We start from the raw sequence: 21,829 nt of genomic DNA on the forward strand, positions 1-21,829 counted from the left end.
TGTCACGACGCCATGAACATACTTTTCCAACGCACGCATCAACGATCTTTCGGCACCTGGCCGCTCAACGGACAGCAACTGCGCGACGCGCTGACGGACGCGATCGAAACCGGCTATCGCGCGATCGATACCGCGCAGCTCTACGACAACGAACTCGGCGTCGGCTCGTCGCTGCGGGCGATCGGCATCCCGCGCGACGAGTTGTGCATCACGACCAAGATCGCGCCCGCCAACGATTCCGACGAACGTTTCATGCCGTCGCTGCGCGAAAGCCTCGAGAAGCTGAAGATCGAGCAGGCCGACGTCCTGCTGCTGCACTGGCCGCCCGCGGACGGCAACGTCGCGCCTTCCGTGCGGCGCCTCGAAGAAGCGGCGCGCGCGGGCTTGACGCGTCATATCGGCGTCAGCAACTTCAACGCCGCGATGATGCGCGCCGCGAAAGCCGCGACCGCGCTGCCGCTCGTCACCAATCAGGTCGAGTTCCATCCGCTCTTGAATCAGCGTGTGCTGATGGATACCGCCATCGAGACCGGCATTCCGCTTTCGTCGTACTGCTCGGTCGCGCGCGGCGAAATCTTCAACTATCCGCTTTTCGAGGAAATCGGTGCGCGCTACGGCAAGTCGGGTGCGCAGGTGGCGCTGCGCTGGATTCTCCAGAAAGGCGTCCCGATCAACACGATGTCGACGCAGCGCAGGAACATCGAGGCCAACTTCGACGTGATGGACTTCACGCTGTCGAGCATCGACATGCATCGCATCGACGCGCTGAACGACACCAATTACCGCATCGTCAATCGCGAACGGGTGCCGTATGCGCCCGAGTTCGACTGATAAGGAACCGCATGAGCCATCCCCTGCTCTTCGACGAGATCGAGCCCGGCCTCGGCTTCACGACGTCGGGCATCGTGGTCACCGAAAGCCATGTCGTGCAGTTCGCGGGCATCTCGGGCGATTTCTTCGATGTCCACATGGACGACGAATTCGCCCGCGATGTCGGCTTTCCCGGCCGCGTCGCGCACGGTCTGCTGTGCCTCGCCATGCTCGACGGCCTCAAGAACCGCGCGGCGACGCGCTTTGCCGCCGTCGCGACGCTCGAGTGGACGTATCGCTTTCACAAACCGGTGCTGATCGGCGACCGCGTCCAGGGGCGCATCCGCGTGCTGGACAAGCGTCCGACGCGCCGCTCCGATCGCGGCATCGTGCGTTTGCAGGTCGAAGTACACAACCAGGACGGCGTGCTGATCCAGGACGGAATCAACGTGCTGATGGTCCGCGCGGGCGCACGGACGGACAACGAGAACCGATGAAATGAAGCGTGCACACCTGACCGATGCGGATTTCATGGCGGCGGCGGTCTTCGACGGCGCGGTCGTCGTATTGAGCGGCTCGGGCGGCGGACTCGTCGAACCCGATCACATCACGGAAGCCATCGAGCGCCGCTTTCTCGCGACGGGCCATCCGCGCGATCTCACGCTGATCCACGGCCTCGGCATCGGCGACGGCGTCAAGAGCGGCATCAGCCGCTTCGCGCACGAAGGCATGGTGAAGCGCGTGATCGGCGGCCACTGGACCTGGTCCAAGCCGATGCAGAAGCTCGCGCGCGAGGAACGCATCGAGGCCTACACCCTGCCCGCCGGTGTGATCCAGACGCTGATCCGCGAAGCCGGCGCGGGCCGCCACGGACTCGTCACGCACATCGGCCTCGATACCTTCGCCGATCCGCGCCACGGCGGCGGGCGCGTCAACCTGCGCGCGCGGGACGATCTCGTCGAAGTCGTCACGCTGGGCGGCAAGGAACTGCTCTGGTACAAGCCCTTCGAAATCGACTTCGCGATCGTGCGCGGCACCACGGCGGACATGCAGGGCAATCTGACATCGCGCGAAGAGCCGGCCGATATCGACGCTTTCGCCGCCGCGCTCGCCGCGCACAACCGCGGCGGCCGCGTGTTCGCGCAGGTGCGCGACGTATGCGCCACGCCGATCACGCCGGCGCGCGCGGTCACCGTGCCGGGCGTTCTCGTCGACGATATCTGCGTGTACGCGGATCAGAAGCAGACGACCAGCGGGCACTACGATCCGGCCATCAGCGGCGAAGCGCCCGCGCCCGCCACGCGCATGCCGCCGCCGCTGCCCGAGGGCATCCGCTACATCATCGCGAAACGCGCCGCGAAGGAGCTGGAACCCGGCGCGTGCGTCAACTTCGGTTACGGTTTGCCCGATGGCATTCCCGCGGTGGCGCATGCGGAAGGCGTGGACATCAGCTGGACCGTGATCGAGCAGGGATCGCACAACGGCGAACTGCTGGGCGGCGATCTGTTCGGCGCCACGCGCCATGCGAGCGCGATCCTCAAGTCCACCGATCAGTTCGACCTGTTCAGCGGCGGCGGCATCGATATCGCGTTCCTCGGCATGGGCGAACTCGACGCGCAAGGCAACGTCAACGTCTCGTGGCTGGGGGAGAACATCGTCGGGCCGGGCGGCTTCGTCGACATCACGCAGCGCACGCGCAAGGTCGTCTTTTGCGGCACGTTCGAGGCGAAGGGGCTTGAAGTCGAGCTGGAAGACGGGCAAGTGCGCATCCGGCGTCACGGCGCGGTCCCGAAGCTGGTCGAGCAAGTGCGCCACATCACGTTCAGCGGCAAGCGCGCCCGCGCGGACGGCCAACAAGTGCTTTACGTCACCGAGCGTGCCGTCTTCGAACTCGCGCCCGAAGGCTTGCGGCTGATCGAAATCGCGCCGGGCGTCGACCTCGTTCGCGACGTGCTCGAACGTATGCCCTTCGAAGTCTCGTTGCATCCGTCGCTGCGTGTCGCCGCGACCAGTGCGGACTAAAACTCGAATCGGAGAGATCGATGGACTTCACGCTGAGCGACACGCAGAAAATGATGATCGAGACCGCGCGCCGCTTCGTCCGGTCCGAGTTGCAGCCGCTCGAAGAGCAAGTGGAAGAGGAAGGCGCGCTCGCGCCCGAGATCGCCCGCGACTTGCAGGCGCGGGCGCGGGCGCTGGGTCTTTATGCGGTGAACATGCCCGCCGAACTCGGCGGCGGCGGACTGAACACGGTCGATTCGATGCTATGCGAGGAGCAGTTCGGGCACAGCTCCGACATACTCGTGCGGCGCGCGTTCGGCAACGTCTACGACGCGCTGCTCGCCTGCGAAGGCGAACAGATCGACCGCTGGCTGAAACCGGCGATTGCCGGCGCGCGAACCTGCGGCCTCGCGATCACCGAAACGGGCGCGGGTTCGGACGCCCAGGGCATCGAAACCACGGCGCGCAAGACGTCGTTCGGCTGGGCGCTGAACGGCAGCAAGCACTTCATCAGCGATGCGCAATGGAGCGATTTCTTTCTCGTCTCGGCCCGCACCGGCGAGAAGGAAATCTCGCTCTTCGCCGTCGACAAGAATCTTCCGGGTTTCACTGTCGGCCGCGATCAACGGATGATGGGTCTTCGCGGCACGCCGCACCACGAACTCTTCTTCGACGACGTCCCGCTAGAGCCGATGGCCCTCATCGGACGACAGGGCGAAGGCTTCAAACTCGCGATGAACATGCTCGGCCGCGTGCGCCTCGCGTTGATCGGCGCGCGCGGCATCGGCAAGGCGACGCACGTGCTCGAAATGATGATCGAGTACGCCGGCGAACGGCGGCAGTTCGGCACGCGCATCGGCGATTTTCAAATGATCCAGCAACTCATCGCGGACAGCGTGATGGAGATCAACGCGGCGCGGCTGATGCTGCTCAACACCGCGAGCATGATGGACGCGGGACAGGACGCGCGCGACTGGATTTCAATGGTCAAGGTGCAGGCTTCCGAGACGCTTGGGCGCGTCGTCGATCGCGCGGTGCAGGTCTTCGGCGGCATGGGCTTCTGCAAGGAGCTGGCCATCGAACGCTATTACCGCGATGCGCGCGTCTATCGCATCTTCGACGGCACCTCGGAGATTCATCGCGGCATCATCGCCCGCAACGCGATGAAGCGCGGCGCAGCGCTGTTCGACCTTCATCGATAAAAACATGAGAAAGCTCATTACCGCGGACGCGGCGGCCAGGCTCGTGCGAACCGGCGATGTCGTCAGCATCAGCTCGTCCAGCGCGCTCGGCTGCCCCGACAAGATTCTCGCGGCCATCGGCGAGCGCTTCGAGCGCGAGGGACAGCCGCGCGACCTCACGACGCTGAACCCGATCGCCGCGGGCGACATGTACGGCGTCAAGGGCATCGATCATCTCGCCCGGCCCGGGCTGCTCGCGCGCACGCTCGCGGGCTCGTATCCGAGCGGCCCGTCGTCGCTGCCGATGCCGAACATCTGGCGCATGATCGCCGACAACGAAATCGAGGCCTACAACGTTCCGAGCGGCATCCTGTTCGACATGCACCGCGACGCCGCCGCGAAGCGTCCCGGCGTGCTGACCAAGGTCGGAATGGGCACGTTCGTCGATCCCGATTTACAGGGCTGCGCGATGAACGCCGCCGCCGCCGCGCGTCCGGTCGTGCGCAAGGTGTCCTTCGATGGCGATGACTGGCTCTACTTCCCGGCGATCGCGCCGCGCGTGGCGATCATCCGCGCGACCACGGCCGACGAAGCGGGCAATCTCGGCTACGAACACGAAGGCGCGCTGCTGGGCGGCATCGATCAGGCGCTGGCCGCGCGCAACAACGGCGGCATCGTGATCGCGCAGGTCAAGCGCGTGGTGAAATCCGGCACGCTGCGGCCGCACGACGTGCGGGTGCCCTGCAATCTGGTCGATTACGTCGTGGTCGATCCGGACCAGTGGCAGACCACGCAGACGCCCTACGATCCCGCGATCAGCGGCGAAATCACGCTTCCGAAGGATTCGTTCGAGCCGACGCCGTGGGGACCGGAGAAGGTCATCGCCCGCCGCGCCGCGATGGAGCTCGCGCATGGGTACGCGGCCAATCTGGGCTTCGGCATTTCGGCCAATGTGCCGCGCATCCTGCTCGAGGAAGGCTTGCACGGCGAAGTGACGTGGGCGATCGAACAGGGCGCGGTCGGCGGCATGCCTTTGCTCGGGTTCGCTTTCGGTTGCGCATCGAACGCGGACGCGATCGTCGCGTCGCCGAACCAGTTCACGTATTTTCAGGGCGGCGGCTTCGACATCGCACTGCTGTCCTTTCTGCAAGTCGACGCCGATGGCAGCGTGAATGTCTCCCGGCTCGCGTCGAAACCGTATCTGACGGCGGGCTGCGGCGGTTTCGTCGATATCACCGCTCATGCGCGCCGCATCGTGTTCTCGGGCTTTTTCACTGCGGGCGCGCAGCTGGAAGTCGGCGGCGGCAGGCTCGCGATCGTCAAGGAAGGCCGCACGCGCAAGTTCGTCCGGACGGCCGAGCAGATCACGTTCAGCGGCCGCGTGGGGCGCGAGCGCGGGCAGCGCGTGACTTACGTGACCGAACGCTGCGTCATCGATCTTCTCGATGACGGGCTGACCGTGCGCGAGATCGCTCCCGGCGTGGATTTGCAGCGCGACATTCTGGATCAGGCCGAGGTTGCGCTAAAGGTCGCCTCGGATCTGCGTCAGATGGATGCAGCGCTTTTCACCGATGCGCCCTTCGGACTCCGGCTCAAACCTCGCGAAGGACGCCATGACTGATCGCTTCGTTTCCATCGTTCGCGATGCGGCTGTCGCCATCGTCACGCTGAACCGGCCGGACAAGCTCAATGCGCTGACGCCCGCCATGCTGGATCAACTCGAAGATGCGGCCCGCGCGATCGAAGCCGACGATGAGACGCGCGTCGTCATCCTCGCGGGCGGCGGCGTGAAGGCGTTCTGCGTCGGCGCGGACATCAACGAATGGGCCGCGCTCAGGCCGCTGGACATGTGGCGCCACTGGGTGCGGCGAGGTCATCAGGTCTTCGACCAATGGGCGCGGCTGCGTCAGCCCGTGATCGCGGCGATCAACGGTCATGCCTTCGGCGGCGGGCTGGAACTGGCGATCACGGCCGACGTGCGTATCGCGGCCGAAGAGGCCCGTTTCGCGCTGCCGGAGGCATCGATTGCCACTTGCCCCGGCTGGTCGGGCACGCAGCGGCTCGTGCGTCTGACCGGCGCGAGCCACGCAAAATACCTCGCCTTGAGCGGCGCGCGCGTGACGGCCGCGGACGCGCGGGCGTGCGGCCTTGTGCACGAGGTCGTGCCGCAGGACCGCGTGCTGGAACGCGCGCATCGACTGGCGCTGGACATGACGGCGCGCGCACCGGTGGCGCTGCAACTGACCAAACAGTTGCTCAACGCCGCCAGCGGCGAGGAAACAGGCTCGACTCTCGAAGCGATGGCGGGCGCGCTCGCCGCGAGCACCGAGGATGCCGCGGAGGGCATCCGCAGTTTTAGCGAGAAGCGGCCGCCGATTTACGTCGGACGTTGATGCTCAGCAGCACTCGAACAGGCGCTCGCGGCAGATCCGCAACGTCTCGTCGGCCGGGCGCGCCCACCAGTCGAGCCGGGAAAAAATCTCCACTTCGACGGGACCGTCGTAACCGGCGGCTTCCACCGCCGCGCGCAGCCGCTTGAGATCGATGACGCCATCGCCCATCATTCCGCGGTCCTGCAACGGATCGCGGGTTTCGACCAGCCAGTCGCATACGTGCAGCGCGAGGATCCGGTCGCCCGCGCGCGCGATGGCGGGCATCAGCGCCGGATCCCACCAGACATGGTAAGCGTCGATGGCCACGCCGAAGCCTCCCTCGCGCGACGGGTCGAGCCGGTCGCACCAGTCCAGCGCCTGGTCGAGCGTATTGAGCAGGCTGCGATCGGCCGCGTACACCGGATGCAAGGGCTCGAGCGCGACGCGCACGCCCGTTTCGTTCATCGTCGGCTGCAAGGCGGCGAGACCGTCGAGAATCTGCTCGCGTGCATCGTCGATATCGCGCGAACCGGGCGGCAATCCGCCGACGACGGCGACGAGCATCGGCGCGCCCAGCACGGCTGCCGTTTCCAGCGCGCGGCGGTTGGAATCGATCGCGGCGCGACGGCCCGCGGCGTCGTTGGCCGCGAAATACGCCGTGCGGCAATACGCGCCGACCTTCAGGCCGGCCGCGCGGATCGCACTGGCGGCTGCTTGCGGATTGTTCTCGTCGATTTCCTGACGCCACGGCGTGATCCAGCCGAAGCCCTGTTCGGCGATGCGTCCGGCCGTCACTTCGATCGGCTCGCGATAGCCGAGCGTGCCCGTGTTGATGCAGCAGAGATCGCCGCGCCCGTTAAGTTCACGCATGGTTCACCTCAGAAACGTTGGATCATCGGGCCGCCGTCGACGCAGCCATCGTGCGGATCACGCGGGCCACGTTTGCCCGCGAGGCCGAGCGCGGCGGCCGCGTCGGGGTCGCGTTATCGGCGAGCAGATTGTTCGTGCATCGACCTGGGCGGGGCGGTCAGGGCACGCTCGGCCTGGTCAAAAGACTCTAAGGCAAGTAGATCGATCTAGCAAGTGCTATGCGGCCGCGTTACGTTCAGCGGCATCGGATCGTGCGCGGTGAAACGCTGATCTGCGAATTTCGCGCGACGCGCGCGCTGTGTGTCAAACAAGCCGATGGAAAGCTGAAAGCCGTCGAGATTCCCGACTTCATCCGTGCGGCGTGTGCGTGAAAGCATGTGACTGCCGTCCTTCAGGCAGAGCGCTCGCTTCCATCGGCGGCTGGCGGCGCTTTCACGAAGCTCGCGATGCTCGCGTCATATCTCGATCCGTTTCCGCCCAGTGCGACGGTCGCTCGCCGCGCGCTATCGAGCAACATCGCCAATGCTGCATCAATGACCGCCGGAGCATCGAAACGGCCCTTTGGTCCTGAAAGCGTCAACGCGCCCTGCAACTCGCCGGTCGAATCGAACACGGGCACCGAGGCCGATGCCGTTTCCGGATCCCTCTCGCCAAACGAGGTGGCCCATAGCCGTTCGCGGATCTCTTGCCAGCGCGGATCCTGTGTCTCGGAGAGCGCGAGCAGGACTTTGCCGGAGGCGCCCTTATCGATCGCGAACTCCTCTCCGACGCGAATCGATACCCGAACGCTGCGGCTAGGTTCGACGCGATACAACACGAGACGTTGATCGCCCTGGCGTACGTAGAAACTGGCCGTTTCGCCCAAGTCCCGGCTCAACTGCTGAAGCAACGGTTCGATCACAGGCCCCACCTGAAACGACCGCTGATAGAGCGTCGCAAGCCGCAACGGCTGATGACCGATTGCGTATTGCCCGTCGCTCAACTTCCGGATGAATCCGCCATGCTCCAAAGCGCCGAGCAGCCTCAAAACCGTACTCTTATAAAGCTCGGTCCGGCGTGAAAGCTCGGTCAGGGTCAGCCGGTCGTCGGTCGGCCCGAAGGCATTGAGTATGGCGAACGCCCGGTCAAGAACGGCGACGCCGCTCGACGCCTCGTTCGTATCGGACGGCTGGTCTTCCTTGGTCATGCACCGCTCCCGAATCAAATTCCACGACTATACAGTTCTATCCGGTAGAACTCTAGTTCTGAAATCCGGGGTTAACCCCGCTTTCATCGATAAACGTCTTCGCCTAGAGTTCTCTCTAACAAAACACAGATCTATCTGACAGAACCAAGGAGCGAAATGAGCGCCTCACATCGCCGAATACTGATCAGCGAAGTCGGCCCGCGCGACGGCTTGCAGAGCATCCGAAGCGTCATGCCGACGTCCGCGAAACTCGAATGGATATCCGCGCTGGCGGCAGCGGGACTCAAGGAGATCGAAGTGGGATCGTTCGTTCCGCCGAAACTTCTGCCCCAAATGGCCGATATCCGCGAAGTCGTCGCTCACGCGTTATCCATTCCGGACCTTCGTGTCGCTGTACTGGCGCCGAACCTGCGCGGCTCGCAAAGCGCGTTCGAAGCCGGCGTCCATAAGGTCACGTTGCCGGTGTCCGTCACCGATGAACACGCGTTGGCTAATGTCCGCAAAACGACCGCGCAGTTGATCGATGAGGTGCGCAGCATTGTCGCGCTGCGCGATGAGCAGTTCCCCGGAACAGAAATCGAAGCGGGTGTATCGGTCGCATTCGGCTGCACGATTGCGGGCACCGTGACCGACGACCAGACGATGCGCATGTGCCTCGCGATGGCCGAATGCGGTGTCGACGAAATCGGCCTGTCCGATACGAGCGGTTATGCCAACCCCGTTCAGGTTCGCCGCCTGTTTCGCCGGCTGCAATCGGAAGTCGGCGCGAAGGCGGGCGGCGCTCATTTCCACAACACGCGCGGTCAAGGCCTGGCGAATGTCGTGGCGGCACTCGATGCCGGCGTCACCACGATCGATTCGAGTCAGGCGGGCCTCGGCGGCTGTCCCTACGCGCCGGGCGCGACGGGGAACATCGTTACCGAAGACCTCGCGTTTCTGCTCGAGGCGATGGGCTACGACACGGGCATAGACATCGACAAGCTCATTGCCGCGCGCTCGATCCTCGCACAGGCGCTTCCGGGCGAAGCGCTCTACGGACACGTACAGGACGCGGGATTGCCGAAAGGTTTCTCGTACGCAGACGGGCGCGCGCCGAGTGCGCCCCAGCCGGAAGGCTGTTTGTTGGGAGCGGCGCAATGAGCGAAGTGCAATCGGATCAGTCCTTGCCGTACAGCGGCGTGCGCGTCGTAGAGATGACGCACATGGTGATGGGGCCGACGTGCGGCATGGTGCTGGCGGACCTCGGCGCGGAAGTGATCAAGGTCGAGCCGATCACCGGCGACAGCACCCGCAATCTGCGAGGCTCGGGAGCAGGCTTCTTCAGCACGTTCAACCGCAACAAGAAAAGCATCGCCGTCGATCTGAAAGACCCGCGCGGTGTGGAGATCGTGCACAAGCTGCTTGCGAACGCCGATGTCTTCAGCGAGAACTTCAAGAGCGGCACCGTGGACAAGCTCGGCCTCGGCTATTCGGCCTTGTCCAGACTCAATCCTCGTCTGATCTATGTGTCGCACAAGGGCTTCCTGCCCGGTCCCTACGACCATCGCACCGCGCTCGACGAAGTCGTGCAGATGATGGGCGGTCTCGCGTACATGACCGGTCCCGAAGGCAGACCCTTGCGGGCAGGCACGAGCGTCAACGACATCATGGGCGGCATGTTCGGCGCGATCGGCGCAATGGCGGCGCTGGCACAACGCGAGCGGACCGGCCGCGGACAAGAGGTGCAGAGCGCCCTGTTCGAGAACAACGTGTTTCTCGTGGCGCAGCACATGATGCAATACGCCGTGACGGGACAAACCGCCGCGCCGATGCCAAGCCGCATTTCGGCCTGGGCAGTCTATGACGTCTTTTCGGTGAAGAACGGCGATCAGATCTTCCTGGCGGTCGTCTCCGATACGCAATGGGCGCTCTTCTGCGATGCCTTCGGTCTCGACGATCTGAAGGCCGACGCGCGTATCGCCAGCAACAATCAGCGCGTGCAAGCCCGCGAATGGCTGATGCCGCGGCTTCGCGCCCACATGGAAGCGTTCACTGCTGCCGAGATCGGCGCCATCTTCGAGCGCTGCGGGCTGCCGTACGCGCCGATCACGAAGCCGCAGGATCTTTTCGACGATCCGCATCTGCTCGCAACGGACGGACTTGCCGATGTCACCCTGCCATCCGACGCAAGCGGCGCGGGCAAAGCAGTACAGACGAAGACCGCATTGCTGCCTTTGACCCTTGGCGGCGAGCGTCTGCGACTTCGCGCAGGTCCGCCTTCGCTGGGTCAGGACACGCAGGCGCTGCTTCTGGAGCTGGGTTACTCATCGGAAGACCTGAGGCAGTTGGCGGACGCCGGCATCGTGAAGTGCCAGGCGGCCTTTTCCCACGATCCTTCCAGTCCCTCCGCCAACGAACTGGCGAGCGCCTGAGCACAACAGCATAAAAGGAACGCCGCTTCGCGTAGGCCGGCATGAGCCCGCGCGTTGGGTGTTCCGTCCGGAGACGAAGCATGACATCCATTTCATCGAACATGACGGCCGAGAGCGCGGTCGATACGACGCTCGAACAGCAGGCCGTCAGAAAGGCCGCGTGGCGATTCATTCCCTTGCTTGCGCTCGCCTATTTCTTCAACTATCTCGATCGCACCAGCGTCGGGTTCGCCGCGCTGACGATGAACCGCGACCTCGGCTTGACCGCGACGCAGTTCGGCTGGGGCGCGGGCATCATGTTCGCGGGTTATTGCCTGTGCGAAGTGCCGAGCAACCTGGCGCTGTATCGCTTCGGCGCCCGGCGATGGCTCGCGCGCATCATGATCACGTGGGGCTTCTTCGCCGCCGCGACGGCGCTCGCGGTTGGACCGACGAGCTTCTACGTGATTCGTCTTCTGCTGGGAATCGGCGAGGCCGGATTCTTCCCTGGCGTGATCTTCTTCCTCGCAGTGTGGTTTCCGGCCAGTTATCGCACTCGGGTGCTCGCATGGTTCACGGTCTCGACGCCGCTTTCGTCGCTAGTGGGCGGACCGCTGTCGACCTGGCTGCTGAAGATGGACGGCTTGCTCGGCCTTGCCGGATGGAAATGGATGTTTATCGTCGAAGGCCTGCCGGCGTGCATTCTCGGCTTCTTCGTCCTGAAGATGCTCGCGGACAAACCCGCCGATGCGAAGTGGCTCTCGCCCGAAGAGCGTCAGGCGCTGCAAAGCGCGTTCGATCGCGAGGGCGCTGCGAGCCAGAAGAAAAAGGATTTCGGCGCAGCGCTCAAAGATGTGCGGATGTACATCCTCGCGATGATTTCCTTCGGCTTCACGATGGGCTCCTACGGCATCGGCATATGGCTGCCGCAGATGCTCAAGGCGCACGGCATGAGCGTGACCCAGACGGGCTGGGTATCGGCGGTGCCGTATTTCTTCGCGACCATCGCGCTCTTGTGGTGGGCGAAGCGCGTCGATCGCCGCGGTGGCCATATCGCCAACCTCGCGGCTGGTCTTTTCATCGGCGCGGTCGCGCTCGGCATCTCGACATATTTTCAGCAACTGGTGCCTGCGTTGACGGGCATCACGCTGGCGTTGATCGGCACCATCGCAGGCCGAACGATCTTCTACACGCTGCCTGCCCGGTTCCTGTCGGGTCAGGCGGCCGCCGGCGGACTGGCGCTGATCAACTCCATCGGCGCGCTGGGCGGCTTTGCCGGTCCGTATCTGGTCGGCTATCTGAAGGATAGTTTCGGCACGTTCACCGCGGGCATGATCGGTCTGGCCGTCGTACTCGCGTTCACGACGTTGCTGACGCTTTCCCTCTACGCGTTCAACAAGGGAAAGTGACCATGCAAACTCTTCAATCGATTCACCGGCGCCGGCTGCTTGGCGCGGTCGCCGCATCCATCGCGATGCCCGCGCTGAGCGTGCGCCACGCATTCGCCAAAGAGGAAACGCGCAGTATGAGTACGACCAGCAATTACCTGCCGGTTCGGGCAGAGTGGCTTGCATCCGGAACGGAAGCGGCGCTCGAACCGGAGATGCCGATCATCGACGCGCATCACCACTTTTATGAGCGCCCGGGTTGGACGTATTTGCTCGACGAGTATCTCGAGGATGCACGGTCCGGGCACAACATTACCGCGTCTGTCTTCATGCAGGCGCTTACGCGGTACCGCACCACGGGTCCGGAACCGATGCGGCCGATCGGCGAAGTGGAGTATGTGGCTCAAGTCACCGCGCCGATGCAGGAAGAGAAGCCGCAGGTAGCGAAGGGCATCGTCGGATACGCGGATCTCCGTCGCGGCGCTGCCGTGCGAGACGTACTCGAAGCGGAACTCGAGGCCGGCGACGGCCGCTTGCGCGGTGTACGGCACCTCGTAACCTGGGATGCGGACGCCACGCTAGTGAACCCGCTTTCGGCAGTTCCTCGCGGGCTTCTGCTCGACTCCGGTTATCGTGCGGGCGTCGCGCAGTTGAAAGCCTTGGGCCTCTCCTACGACGCATGGCTGTTTTTCCCTCAGCTTCCCGAATTGTTCGATTTGGCGAAGGCAAATCCCGACACGCCGTTCATCGTCAATCACTGTGGGGGAGTGGTCAGAATCGCCAGCTACGCGGATCAGCGCAAGGAGGTCTTCGATGCATGGTCGCGTTCGATGCGCGAACTTGCGCGGTTGCCGAACGTTTATGTGAAGGTGGGCGGACTCGGAATGCGTATCAACGGTTTCGACTTCGAGAAAGGTGAGCGGCCACCTTCATCGATTGAATTGTCCGAAGCCTGGAAGCCGTGGATGCTGACCTGCATCGAAGCGTTCGGCGCGGATCGCTGCATGTTCGAAAGCAATTTTCCGGTCGATAAGGGTTCTTACCCGTTCAGTAACGGCTGGAACGCGTTCAAGCGATTGACTTCACAGGCAAGTGCTGAGGAACGTCAGGCGTTGTTTCGGGGGACGGTTTCGAGGGTGTATCGCCTGGGCTGAGTTGTCAGGGGCGAGATCGCCCCTGACCCGCAAGCGTCACCGCGTTTGACCCACCAGGGCCATCAGAGAACCAATCCGGACTCTTCACAGCAGAATCGGGACTTTGCCCTTGGAAACCTTCTTCAAATTTAAGCCGGATTTTTCTGGCCTGCGCTATTTTCACCGCTCGGCACACCGGACAGCAGCTTCCGGTCCGAATGATGCTCTCGGGCCTTGCACTCCAGGTATGCCCGTCCATGCATTGCCATTCCAACGGCGTGATGGTGTTGACGTCGGTCTCCGACAAACACTTGCCACCGTGCATCGCAGCGGCGTCGTGCATCTTCTCAACGCCTAGACGTGTCCGTTCGACCGCACAGGTCCGGCACCAATGGCCGATCATGATCTTCACGGGCTTCGCCTGCCACGTATGCCCCTTTGCACATTCCCAGCGCAATAGGACACTATTGTTTGTGTAATCGTCGGACAGGCACTTTCCGCCGTAACCTGCGGCAAATTTCGTGCGTGTTTCCAATGCCCAGACGCTTGCGATCGAAGGCACACACCGGACACCGGCTTCTGTTGACCTTACCGAGCTTGGCACGCCAGCGATGTCCTTCTTCGCACTGCCAAAGCAGAGACGTTTGCGCATCGGTATAGTGCTTCGAAACACAGCGCCCGCTATGTTTTGCTGCCAGTACCTGCATATCGTTCTGCATTCGCTCGACAGGCATAGCCCGCCGCGCTCCTCGGCGATCTCGCAAATATGCTCAAGCGTATCGGCAAGCGTGAACGTCTCTTGAACCGGCGGCGGTGAGATGCGCGAGTGTCAAAAAGCCCGAGTGGGTCACGTGATCCACTTTGTCCCCGAGTGTCCCCGAAAGCGCCTTATCAGAAACGCAAATCCGCTAACCCCCTGATACTTTTGAGCAAGTGCTGGTGGGCCGGGTGGGGCTCGAACCCACTATCGGTCGATTATGAGTCGACAGCTTATACCAGTTAAGCTTCCGGCCCTGTGCAGGCAGAGCGTGCAAAAAGAAAGCGCCGCAAACGGCGCTTTCTGTCACTTCAGAACATTGCGCGAGGCGACTACGAAGGGTAGCGAGTTTGCCTCACAACGCCTCTCAAAACAAGTCCCGTCAGTTGCCTTCGAGGAACGACTTCAACTTGTCCGACCGGCTCGGATGCCGCAGCTTGCGCAGCGCCTTCGCCTCGATCTGGCGAATCCGCTCACGCGTCACGTCGAACTGCTTGCCGACCTCTTCCAGCGTGTGATCCGTGCTCATCTCGATCCCGAACCGCATGCGCAGCACCTTCGCCTCGCGCGGCGTCAGCGAATCGAGCACGTCCTTCACGACGTCGCGCATCGATGCATGCAGCGCGGCATCGGACGGCGCCACCGTGTTCGTATCCTCGATGAAATCGCCGAGATGCGAATCGTCGTCGTCGCCGATCGGCGTTTCCATGGAGATCGGCTCCTTCGCGATCTTCATGATCTTGCGGATCTTGTCCTCGGGCATTTCCATCTTCTCGGCGAGCGTCGCTGGATCCGGCTCGAGCCCGGTCTCCTGCAAGATCTGCCGCGAAATACGGTTCATCTTGTTGATCGTTTCGATCATGTGGACCGGAATGCGAATGGTGCGCGCCTGATCCGCGATCGAACGCGTGATCGCCTGACGAATCCACCACGTCGCGTACGTCGAAAACTTGTAGCCGCGACGATATTCGAACTTGTCCACCGCCTTCATCAAGCCAATGTTGCCTTCCTGGATCAGATCGAGGAACTGCAGGCCACGATTCGTGTACTTCTTCGCGATGGAAATCACGAGGCGCAGATTCGCCTCCGTCATTTCGCGCTTCGCCTGACGCGCCTTCAACTCGCCCGCCGCCATCTGACGGTTGGTTTCCTTCAGATCCTTCAACGGCAGAACGACGCGCGCCTGCAAATCCAGCAGACGCTGCTGCTGCTCGCGGATCGCCGGGATATTGCGCTCCAGCACCGCGCTGTACTCGTGACCCTCGGCGACGACCTTGTCGGACCATTCGAGATCCGTCTCGTTGCCGGGGAATCGCGTGATGAACTCGGCGCGCGGCATGCCGCACTTGTCGACAACCGTATGCAGGATCTGCCGCTCGACCTGACGCACTTCGTCCACTTGCGCGCGCAGCGTATCGCACAGGCGCTCGACGGTACGCGCGGTGAAGCGAATGTTCATGAGCTCAGTCTGAATGGCTTCCTGCGCCTTCAGATACGCCTTCGATTTATAGCCTTCCTTCTCGTAGGCGCGGCGCATCTTGTCGAACCATTCGCTGATGAGCGCGAACTTCTCGAGCGACTGGAGCTTGAGTGCTTCGAGTTGAGCGGCGTTCGCGCTTGCCTGCGCGCTGCCGTCGTCCTCTTCTTCCTCTTCCTCTTCGCCCTCTTCCGCGGTCTCTTCTTCTTCCGATTCGATCGCTTCCGCTTCCTGCTCGGAGAAGCCATCGGTGTCCTGCGCGTTCGGATCGATCAGGCCGTCGACGAGTTCATCGACGCGCACTTCCTCGTTCTGCACGCGCTCGGCCATCGCGAGAATGTCGGCGATGGTCGTCGGGCACGCGGAGATCGCCATGACCATGTGCTTGAGGCCGTCTTCGATGCGCTTCGCGATCTCGATTTCGCCTTCGCGCGTCAACAGTTCGACGGTGCCCATCTCGCGCATGTACATGCGGACCGGATCGGTCGTGCGGCCGAATTCGGAATCAACCGTGGAAAGCGCGACTTCGGCCTCTTCCTCGACTTCGTCGTCGGACGACGCGTTCGGCGCGTTGTCGTTCAGCAGCAGCGTTTCGGCATCGGGCGCTTGCTCGTACACCGCCACGCCCATGTCATTGAACGTGCTGATGATGCCTTCGATCGCCTCGGTTTCCGTGAAGTTGTCCGGAAGGTGGTCGTTGATCTCGCCGTAGGTGAGGAAGCCGCGCTCCTTGCCGAGCTTGATGAGCGCGCGCAGCTTGCCGCGCCGCTCTTCCAATTCCTCGACGGTGCCGGGCGCGCTCGACGAGAACGCGTCCTTCAGCAGCGCTTTTTCCTTCGCGCGGCGATCGCGGGCCTTCGCCTTTTCGACCTTCGCCGCAGGAGCGGCGCCAGACTCTGCGTTTTGCATTGCGTCGTCTTCGACGGATACATCGTTCAGCTTTTTCGTCATGGAGTTCGCCATACCGGCTTTAGTCTCGACTCGCGGCTGCTGGACAACAGCCGATGGAACCGTGAATACCCAATACGCGCACGCTGCTTCGTCCTGCGTGCCCTGCCCGGGGCGCCATCGCGGTTCGGACGAGTGTGAATCGTCTCCTCGCCCTACCCTCGATAGCAGCCGCTTCCCTTGCGCCCGTCTGTTCGCCGGCGTGCTTATCGGCCCGTTTCGTGTGACTTATGCGGCGTGTGCCACCTTCGTCGCCTACGGCCCATTCAGCCAGCGCCTTCCTGCTTCGCTTCCCTCTGCAAACAACTTCACATGCCCTTTGCCAACTGCTCGACCGCTGCCGCCCATCTACCGTGAAAAAACGACGAAAGCGCCTGAACAGTTGACAAAAAGCAATTCACTTGAACTTTTTATTATAGCATTCTCACCTTGCGCCATCCGCGCCGGCGCCCCGCCCAGCCTTGATCTGCGCCACTCTCGCCGACAACTCCGAGAACTCCGCGACCTCTTCCGCCGACAGACTCGATTGCCGCGCCAGTTGATCCAGCCGCGCCCGGTAGCTGTCGTGCCTCAGCTTCACCACTGTTGCTTGCAATTCTTCCGCCAGCAGACGCTTTTGTTCCTCGACTCGCTGCGCCGCGTCCTCATCGGACGGATCGCGCATCAGCAAATCGCGAACGTTTTCATCATAGGCGAGAATTTCCTGAAAGATATCGTCGTATGTGGGCGCGTTTGCTGCATTTCTCAAGATCTCCGACAGCAACTGGAACTGCGCGGCATCGCCGAGTTCGCGCGCGTGCGAGATCACTTCGCTGAACAATTCGCCGTGCTCGGTCATCGTTACGAGGGTGCGCTCGCTGTCCTGATCGAGCGAAACCGCGATGCCCGGATACATCACCAGATTGCGCAGCGCGCGCTGTTCCTGTCCGGTGACGCGGCGCCGCTCGCTCTTCGGCACGTTTGCCCGCGCGACGGCCGCAGCGCGCGAATCGATGTCGCATAGCGCGGCGATTTCGGTGAACGGCGTGTCGAGCCGGTCCGCGAGCATATGCAGGATCTGCACCCGCAACGCGTTCGCGGGCAGCGCCTGAAGCAGCGGTTTAGCGTCGAAGAGCGCTTTCGCTCGGCCTTCGGGCTGCTCCAGCTCCTTGTCGTTCAGTACCTCGTTCAGCAGGAACTGCGACAGCGGCATCGCGCGATCGACCTGCTCGCCGAACCCGTCCGTGCCGAACTCGCGCACGTAGCTGTCCGGATCGTGCTCCTTCGGCAGAAAGAGGAACTTGATGGTCCGGTTGTCCGCAGCGTGCGGCAGCGCCGCTTCCAGCGCGCGACGCGCGGCTCGCCGCCCGGCCGAATCGCCGTCGAAACTGAAGACGACGGTATCCGTCTGACGAAACAGCTTCTGCACGTGGATCGGCGTACACGCCGTGCCGAGCGTCGCCACGGCGTTCGCAAAACCCAGTTGAGCGAGCGCGACGACGTCCATATACCCTTCGACGACGAGCACGTAACCCAGTTCACGAATCGCCAAGCGCGCTTCGAACAGGCCGTACAGCTCGCTGCCCTTGCTGAACAGCGGCGTCTCCGGCGAGTTCAGATATTTAGGCTCGCCCCCGTCGAGCACGCGCCCGCCGAAGCCGATCACGTTGCCCTTCACATTGCGGATCGGGAACATCACGCGTTCGCGAAAACGATCGTAACGTCGCGCCTGTCCTTGAGAATCCGTTTTTTCGCTGACGATCACCAAACCCGACTCGACCAGGTTTTCATCCCGATAATCGGGAAAGGCCGCCTCGAGGTTCTGCCAGCCATCCGGCGCGTAGCCGAGCCCGAAGCGCGCGGCGACCTCACCGGTCAAGCCGCGCTTTTTCAGATATTCGATGGCGTTCGGCGCGCCGCGCAACTGCTTGCGATAGAAATCGCACGCCGTCTGCATGACGTCCGTCAACGCGACGCTGACCGCCTTGCTCGGTGCGCTGTCGCCGCCGCCACCGCGGAACGAGTTGGAAGGCTCCTGCGGAACCGTCAGGCCGGCGCCTTGCGCCAGGTCTTTCACGGCCTCGGGAAACGTGAGCCCGGTATGCTCCATCAGAAAGCCGATCGCGGTGCCGTGCGCGCTGCAGCCGAAGCAGTGATAGAACTGCTTGGTCGGGCTGACCGTGAACGACGGGCTTTTCTCGTTGTGAAATGGGCAAAGGCCCATGAAATTCGCGCCGCCCTTTTTTAACTGGACGTAGCGGCCCACCACGTCGACGATGTCGACGCGGTTGAGCAAATCCTGCAGGAAAGCGTGCGGAATCACCGATCGAAAGCTGCGGACGTTACTTGGCGAGTGCGGCTTTCACCTGCGCGGAGACGGCGGTCATGTCGGCCTTGCCGGCGAGCTTCGGCTTCAGCACGCCCATCACCTTGCCCATGTCCTGCGGCCCGGCGGCGCCGGTCGCGGCGACGGCTGCCTGGACTTCGGCAGCGATCGCTTCGGCGGAAAGCTGTTCGGGCATATACGCCGCCAGCACCGCCAGCTCCGCTTTCTCCTTGTCGGCGAGATCGGTGCGGCTCGCGGCTTCGAACTGGCTGATCGAATCCTTGCGCTGCTTCATCATCTTGTCGATGACGGCGGTGATGCCCGCGTCGTCGAGCGTGACGCGATCGTCGACTTCGCGCTGCTTGATTGCCGCGAGCAGCAGGCGAATCGTGCCGAGACGCTCGGTTTCCTTCGCGCGCATGGCAGTCTTCATGTCGTCGTTGATCTGGTCTTTGAGGCTCATCGTTCACCCGGTGCAATTGCGAAAGTTTGAATTCCGGCCGGCGCGCGGCGGTCCCGCGAAAGCAAAAACCCGCTTGGGAACGCCTCCTCAAGCGGGATTAGCAGACAGCCTTCCTGGCGCCAGCGGAAAGCGGAGAGAATCCTCCGATGACCGTCCGAGTATAGCAAACGGGTCCGCGTTTCGAGACTCGCCAAAACCCCCGGACGGACGCCCTCAGGCGGTCGTCGCCGCGTCTCGCGCGTACTCCGCGGCGGCCTTGCCCGCGGCGACGCCCGAAGCCCACGCCCACTGGAAGTTATAGCCGCCGAGCCAGCCGGTGACATCGACCGCCTCGCCGATGAAATAGAGCCCCGCGACGCGCTCGCTCATCATCGTCGCGGATGAAAGCTCGCGCGTGTCGACGCCGCCGCGCGTGACTTCCGCCTTGCGATAGCCTTCGGTGCCGCTCGGCGTGAGCGTCCAGTCCGACAGCGATGCGCCGATCGCCTTCAGCGTGCGATCCGGCAGATCGGCGAGGCGCGCGTCGACCGGCACGCGCTGCGCTTCGAGCCACGCGTGCGCGAGACGCGCGGGAACGTGCTCGGCCAGAAAATTGCCGATCTGCTTTTTCGAGCCGGCTTTGGCTTCGATCAGCATGGCGGTCGGATCGAGGTCGGGAAGCAGATCGAGGTGAATCGGCTCCGACGTGTTCCAGTAGCTCGAAATCTGCAGCACGCCCGGCCCCGACACGCCGCGATGCGTGAGCAGCAAGTCTTCGTCGAATTCGCCGCGCGTCTTGCCTTTGCCCGTGCTGATGCGAACCGGCAGCGAAAGCCCCGACAGCTGCGCGAACGGCGCCCAGTCGGCGGACGTGAACGTGAGCGGCACGAGCGCGGGACGCGTATCGACGAGCTTGTGGCCGAACTGCTTGGCGACGCGATAGCCGAAATCCGTCGCGCCGATCTTCGGAATCGACAGGCCACCGGTCGCGATCACGAGCGCCGCCGCGCCGATCGCGCCCGCGTTCGTATCGAGCGCGAAACGCGCGCCGTCGTGACGGACCTCATGCACGGCGACCGGACGCCGCCACGCGACGCGACCGGCATCGCACTCGCTTTTGAGCACGTCGATGATGGTCTCGCTGGAGTCGTCGCAGAAGAGCTGGCCCTTGTGCTTCTCGTGCCACTTCACGCGGTATTGCTTGAGCAGCGCGAGAAAATCGCGCGGCGTGTAGCGGGCGAGCGCGGAGCGGCAAAAATGCGGATTCGCCGACAGAAAATTGGCCGGCTGCGCGTTGATGTTCGTGAAGTTGCAGCGCCCGCCGCCGGAGATGCGGATTTTTTCGGCGAGACGCTCTGCGTGGTCGATGAGGACGACGCGGCGTCCGGATTGAGCGGCCACGGCCGCGCACATCATGCCGGCCGCGCCCGCGCCGATGACGGCGATATCGAAGGATTCCATGGCGCGCATTTTACCTTCGACACGCGCGATCACGCCCGCTGCTATACTTTTCTGTTCCTCTAACGCATTGAATCCATGCTAGTTCTAGGCATCGAAAGCTCCTGCGACGAAACCGGCCTCGCACTCTACGACACCGAGCGCGGCCTGCTTTCGCACGCCCTTCATTCGCAGATCGCGATGCATCGCGATTACGGCGGCGTCGTGCCCGAACTGGCTTCGCGCGATCACATCCGCCGCGCGCTGCCGCTGCTGGAGGAAGTGCTCGACAAGTCCGGCGCACAGCGCGGCGACATCGACGCCATCGCGTTCACGCAAGGGCCGGGGCTCGCGGGGGCGCTGCTCGTCGGCGCGAGCATCGCGAATGCGCTGGCGATGGCGTGGGACAAGCCGACCGTCGGCATCCATCATCTGGAAGGGCATTTGCTGTCGCCGCTGCTCGTCGACGCGCCGCCGCCCTTTCCGTTCGTCGCGCTGCTCGTGTCCGGCGGACACACGCAGTTGATGCGCGTGACCGATGTCGGCGTCTACGAGACGCTCGGCGAAACACTCGACGACGCCGCCGGCGAAGCCTTCGACAAGACCGCGAAGCTGCTCGGCCTCGGCTATCCGGGCGGGCCGGAAGTGTCGCGGCTCGCGGAATTCGGCACGTCCGGCGCGGTCGCGCTGCCGCGTCCGATGCTCCATTCCGGCGATCTCGATTTCAGCTTCAGCGGCCTGAAAACCGCCGTGCTCACGCACAGCCGCAAGCTCGGCAACAACGTCTGCGAGCAGGCCAAGGCCGATCTCGCGCGCGGTTTCGTCGATGCGGCCGTGGACGTGCTCGTCGCTAAATCGCTCGCCGCGCTGAAGAAAACGGGGTTGAAGCGGCTCGTCGTGGCGGGCGGCGTCGGCGCGAACCGGCAGTTGCGCGAGGCGCTGTCGGCGGCGGCGAAAAAGCGCCGCTTCGACGTGCATTACCCCGACCTTTCGCTGTGCACCGACAACGGCGCGATGATCGCGCTCGCGGGCGCGCTGCGCCTGTCGCGCTGGCCGGAGCAGGCCGTGCGCGACTACGCGTTCACCGTGAAGCCGCGCTGGGATCTCACGTCGCTCGCGCGCGCCTGAGCCA

18 protein-coding genes and 1 tRNA gene are annotated in these 21,829 nt (G+C 63.6%); 11 read left to right on the forward strand and 8 right to left on the reverse strand.

Annotated features, from left to right (window positions below; all coding sequences use genetic code 11):
- The first annotated feature begins 12 nt into the window (after positions 1-12).
- Genes QCE58_RS28490 through QCE58_RS28515 form a run of 6 tightly spaced genes read left to right on the forward strand, consistent with a single transcriptional unit; the run spans position 13 to position 6,385 of the window.
- Positions 13-831: an aldo/keto reductase gene (locus QCE58_RS28490; RefSeq protein ID WP_008353940.1), complete on the forward strand. Its 819-nt coding sequence runs from the start codon at positions 13-15 to the stop codon at positions 829-831.
- A gap of 11 nt (positions 832-842) precedes the next feature.
- Complete coding sequence (locus QCE58_RS28495) at positions 843-1,307, forward strand: MaoC/PaaZ C-terminal domain-containing protein (RefSeq protein ID WP_175982492.1); 465 nt, start codon at positions 843-845, stop codon at positions 1,305-1,307.
- Position 1,308: 1 nt separating this feature from the next.
- Positions 1,309-2,832, forward strand: coding sequence for an acyl CoA:acetate/3-ketoacid CoA transferase (locus tag QCE58_RS28500; RefSeq protein ID WP_250521518.1), 1,524 nt, complete (start codon positions 1,309-1,311; stop codon positions 2,830-2,832).
- Between the two features lie 20 nt (positions 2,833-2,852).
- Positions 2,853-4,013 carry an acyl-CoA dehydrogenase family protein gene (locus QCE58_RS28505; protein ID WP_250521517.1) on the forward strand — a complete coding sequence of 387 codons (1,161 nt, stop codon included), beginning with the start codon at positions 2,853-2,855 and terminating at the stop codon, positions 4,011-4,013.
- 4 nt (positions 4,014-4,017) lie between these two features.
- On the forward strand, positions 4,018-5,613 hold the full coding sequence (locus tag QCE58_RS28510) for an acyl CoA:acetate/3-ketoacid CoA transferase (protein WP_250521516.1): 1,596 nt from the start codon (positions 4,018-4,020) through the stop codon (positions 5,611-5,613).
- The gene (locus QCE58_RS28515) at positions 5,606-6,385 is read left to right on the forward strand and encodes an enoyl-CoA hydratase/isomerase family protein (protein ID WP_250521515.1); all 780 of its coding nucleotides are present in this window, start codon (positions 5,606-5,608) and stop codon (positions 6,383-6,385) included. Before QCE58_RS28510 ends, QCE58_RS28515 begins: the two co-directional genes overlap by 8 nt.
- Before the next feature lie 3 nt (positions 6,386-6,388).
- Here the strand turns inward: QCE58_RS28515 and QCE58_RS28520 are convergent, their stop codons facing one another.
- Together QCE58_RS28520 and QCE58_RS28525 are read right to left on the reverse strand one after the other, a co-directional pair.
- Positions 6,389-7,234 carry a sugar phosphate isomerase/epimerase gene (locus QCE58_RS28520; protein WP_008353948.1) on the reverse strand — a complete coding sequence of 282 codons (846 nt, stop codon included), beginning with the start codon at positions 7,232-7,234 and terminating at the stop codon, positions 6,389-6,391.
- A gap of 391 nt (positions 7,235-7,625) precedes the next feature.
- Positions 7,626-8,420 (reverse strand): IclR family transcriptional regulator, encoded by a 795-nt coding sequence (locus tag QCE58_RS28525; RefSeq protein WP_309780510.1) that lies wholly within the window; start codon positions 8,418-8,420, stop codon positions 7,626-7,628.
- 156 nt (positions 8,421-8,576) lie between these two features.
- On the opposite strand from QCE58_RS28525, the gene QCE58_RS28530 reads away from it, so the two are divergent.
- The 4 genes from QCE58_RS28530 (at position 8,577) to QCE58_RS28545 (ending at position 13,352) form a co-directional block, all read left to right on the forward strand.
- Positions 8,577-9,560, forward strand: coding sequence for a hydroxymethylglutaryl-CoA lyase (locus QCE58_RS28530; protein WP_250440411.1), 984 nt, complete (start codon positions 8,577-8,579; stop codon positions 9,558-9,560).
- Entirely contained in the window at positions 9,557-10,831 is a 1,275-nt protein-coding gene (locus QCE58_RS28535; protein WP_175982495.1) for a CaiB/BaiF CoA-transferase family protein, read from the forward strand. Before QCE58_RS28530 ends, QCE58_RS28535 begins: the two co-directional genes overlap by 4 nt.
- An 80-nt stretch (positions 10,832-10,911) precedes the next feature.
- A complete protein-coding gene (locus QCE58_RS28540; RefSeq protein ID WP_250440407.1) occupies positions 10,912-12,219 on the forward strand; it encodes an MFS transporter in 1,308 nt (435 codons plus the stop codon).
- A gap of 2 nt (positions 12,220-12,221) precedes the next feature.
- Positions 12,222-13,352 (forward strand): amidohydrolase, encoded by a 1,131-nt coding sequence (locus tag QCE58_RS28545; protein WP_239295363.1) that lies wholly within the window; start codon positions 12,222-12,224, stop codon positions 13,350-13,352.
- 4 nt (positions 13,353-13,356) lie between these two features.
- Here the strand turns inward: QCE58_RS28545 and QCE58_RS28550 are convergent, their stop codons facing one another.
- From QCE58_RS28550 to QCE58_RS28575, 6 genes are all read right to left on the reverse strand, one after another.
- Positions 13,357-13,983 carry a hypothetical protein gene (locus QCE58_RS28550; protein WP_250521513.1) on the reverse strand — a complete coding sequence of 209 codons (627 nt, stop codon included), beginning with the start codon at positions 13,981-13,983 and terminating at the stop codon, positions 13,357-13,359.
- Between the two features lie 285 nt (positions 13,984-14,268).
- Positions 14,269-14,345 (reverse strand) — tRNA-Ile (locus tag QCE58_RS28555).
- A gap of 125 nt (positions 14,346-14,470) precedes the next feature.
- A complete protein-coding gene (gene rpoD, locus QCE58_RS28560) occupies positions 14,471-16,528 on the reverse strand; it encodes an RNA polymerase sigma factor RpoD (RefSeq protein WP_075583507.1) in 2,058 nt (685 codons plus the stop codon).
- A 409-nt stretch (positions 16,529-16,937) separates the two neighbouring features.
- Positions 16,938-18,815, reverse strand: coding sequence for a DNA primase (dnaG, locus tag QCE58_RS28565; RefSeq protein WP_250521512.1), 1,878 nt, complete (start codon positions 18,813-18,815; stop codon positions 16,938-16,940).
- Positions 18,816-18,834: 19 nt separating this feature from the next.
- Complete coding sequence (locus tag QCE58_RS28570; protein WP_250521511.1) at positions 18,835-19,281, reverse strand: GatB/YqeY domain-containing protein; 447 nt, start codon at positions 19,279-19,281, stop codon at positions 18,835-18,837.
- Between the two features lie 213 nt (positions 19,282-19,494).
- On the reverse strand, positions 19,495-20,721 hold the full coding sequence (locus QCE58_RS28575; protein WP_250521510.1) for an NAD(P)/FAD-dependent oxidoreductase: 1,227 nt from the start codon (positions 20,719-20,721) through the stop codon (positions 19,495-19,497).
- Positions 20,722-20,796: 75 nt separating this feature from the next.
- On the opposite strand from QCE58_RS28575, the gene tsaD reads away from it, so the two are divergent.
- On the forward strand, positions 20,797-21,825 hold the full coding sequence (gene tsaD / locus QCE58_RS28580; protein WP_175982500.1) for a tRNA (adenosine(37)-N6)-threonylcarbamoyltransferase complex transferase subunit TsaD: 1,029 nt from the start codon (positions 20,797-20,799) through the stop codon (positions 21,823-21,825).
- The last annotated feature ends 4 nt before the right edge of the window (positions 21,826-21,829 follow it).

Origin of the sequence: Caballeronia sp. LZ028, from assembly GCF_031451415.1 — a bacterium.
GTDB lineage: Bacteria > Pseudomonadota > Gammaproteobacteria > Burkholderiales > Burkholderiaceae > Caballeronia > Caballeronia zhejiangensis.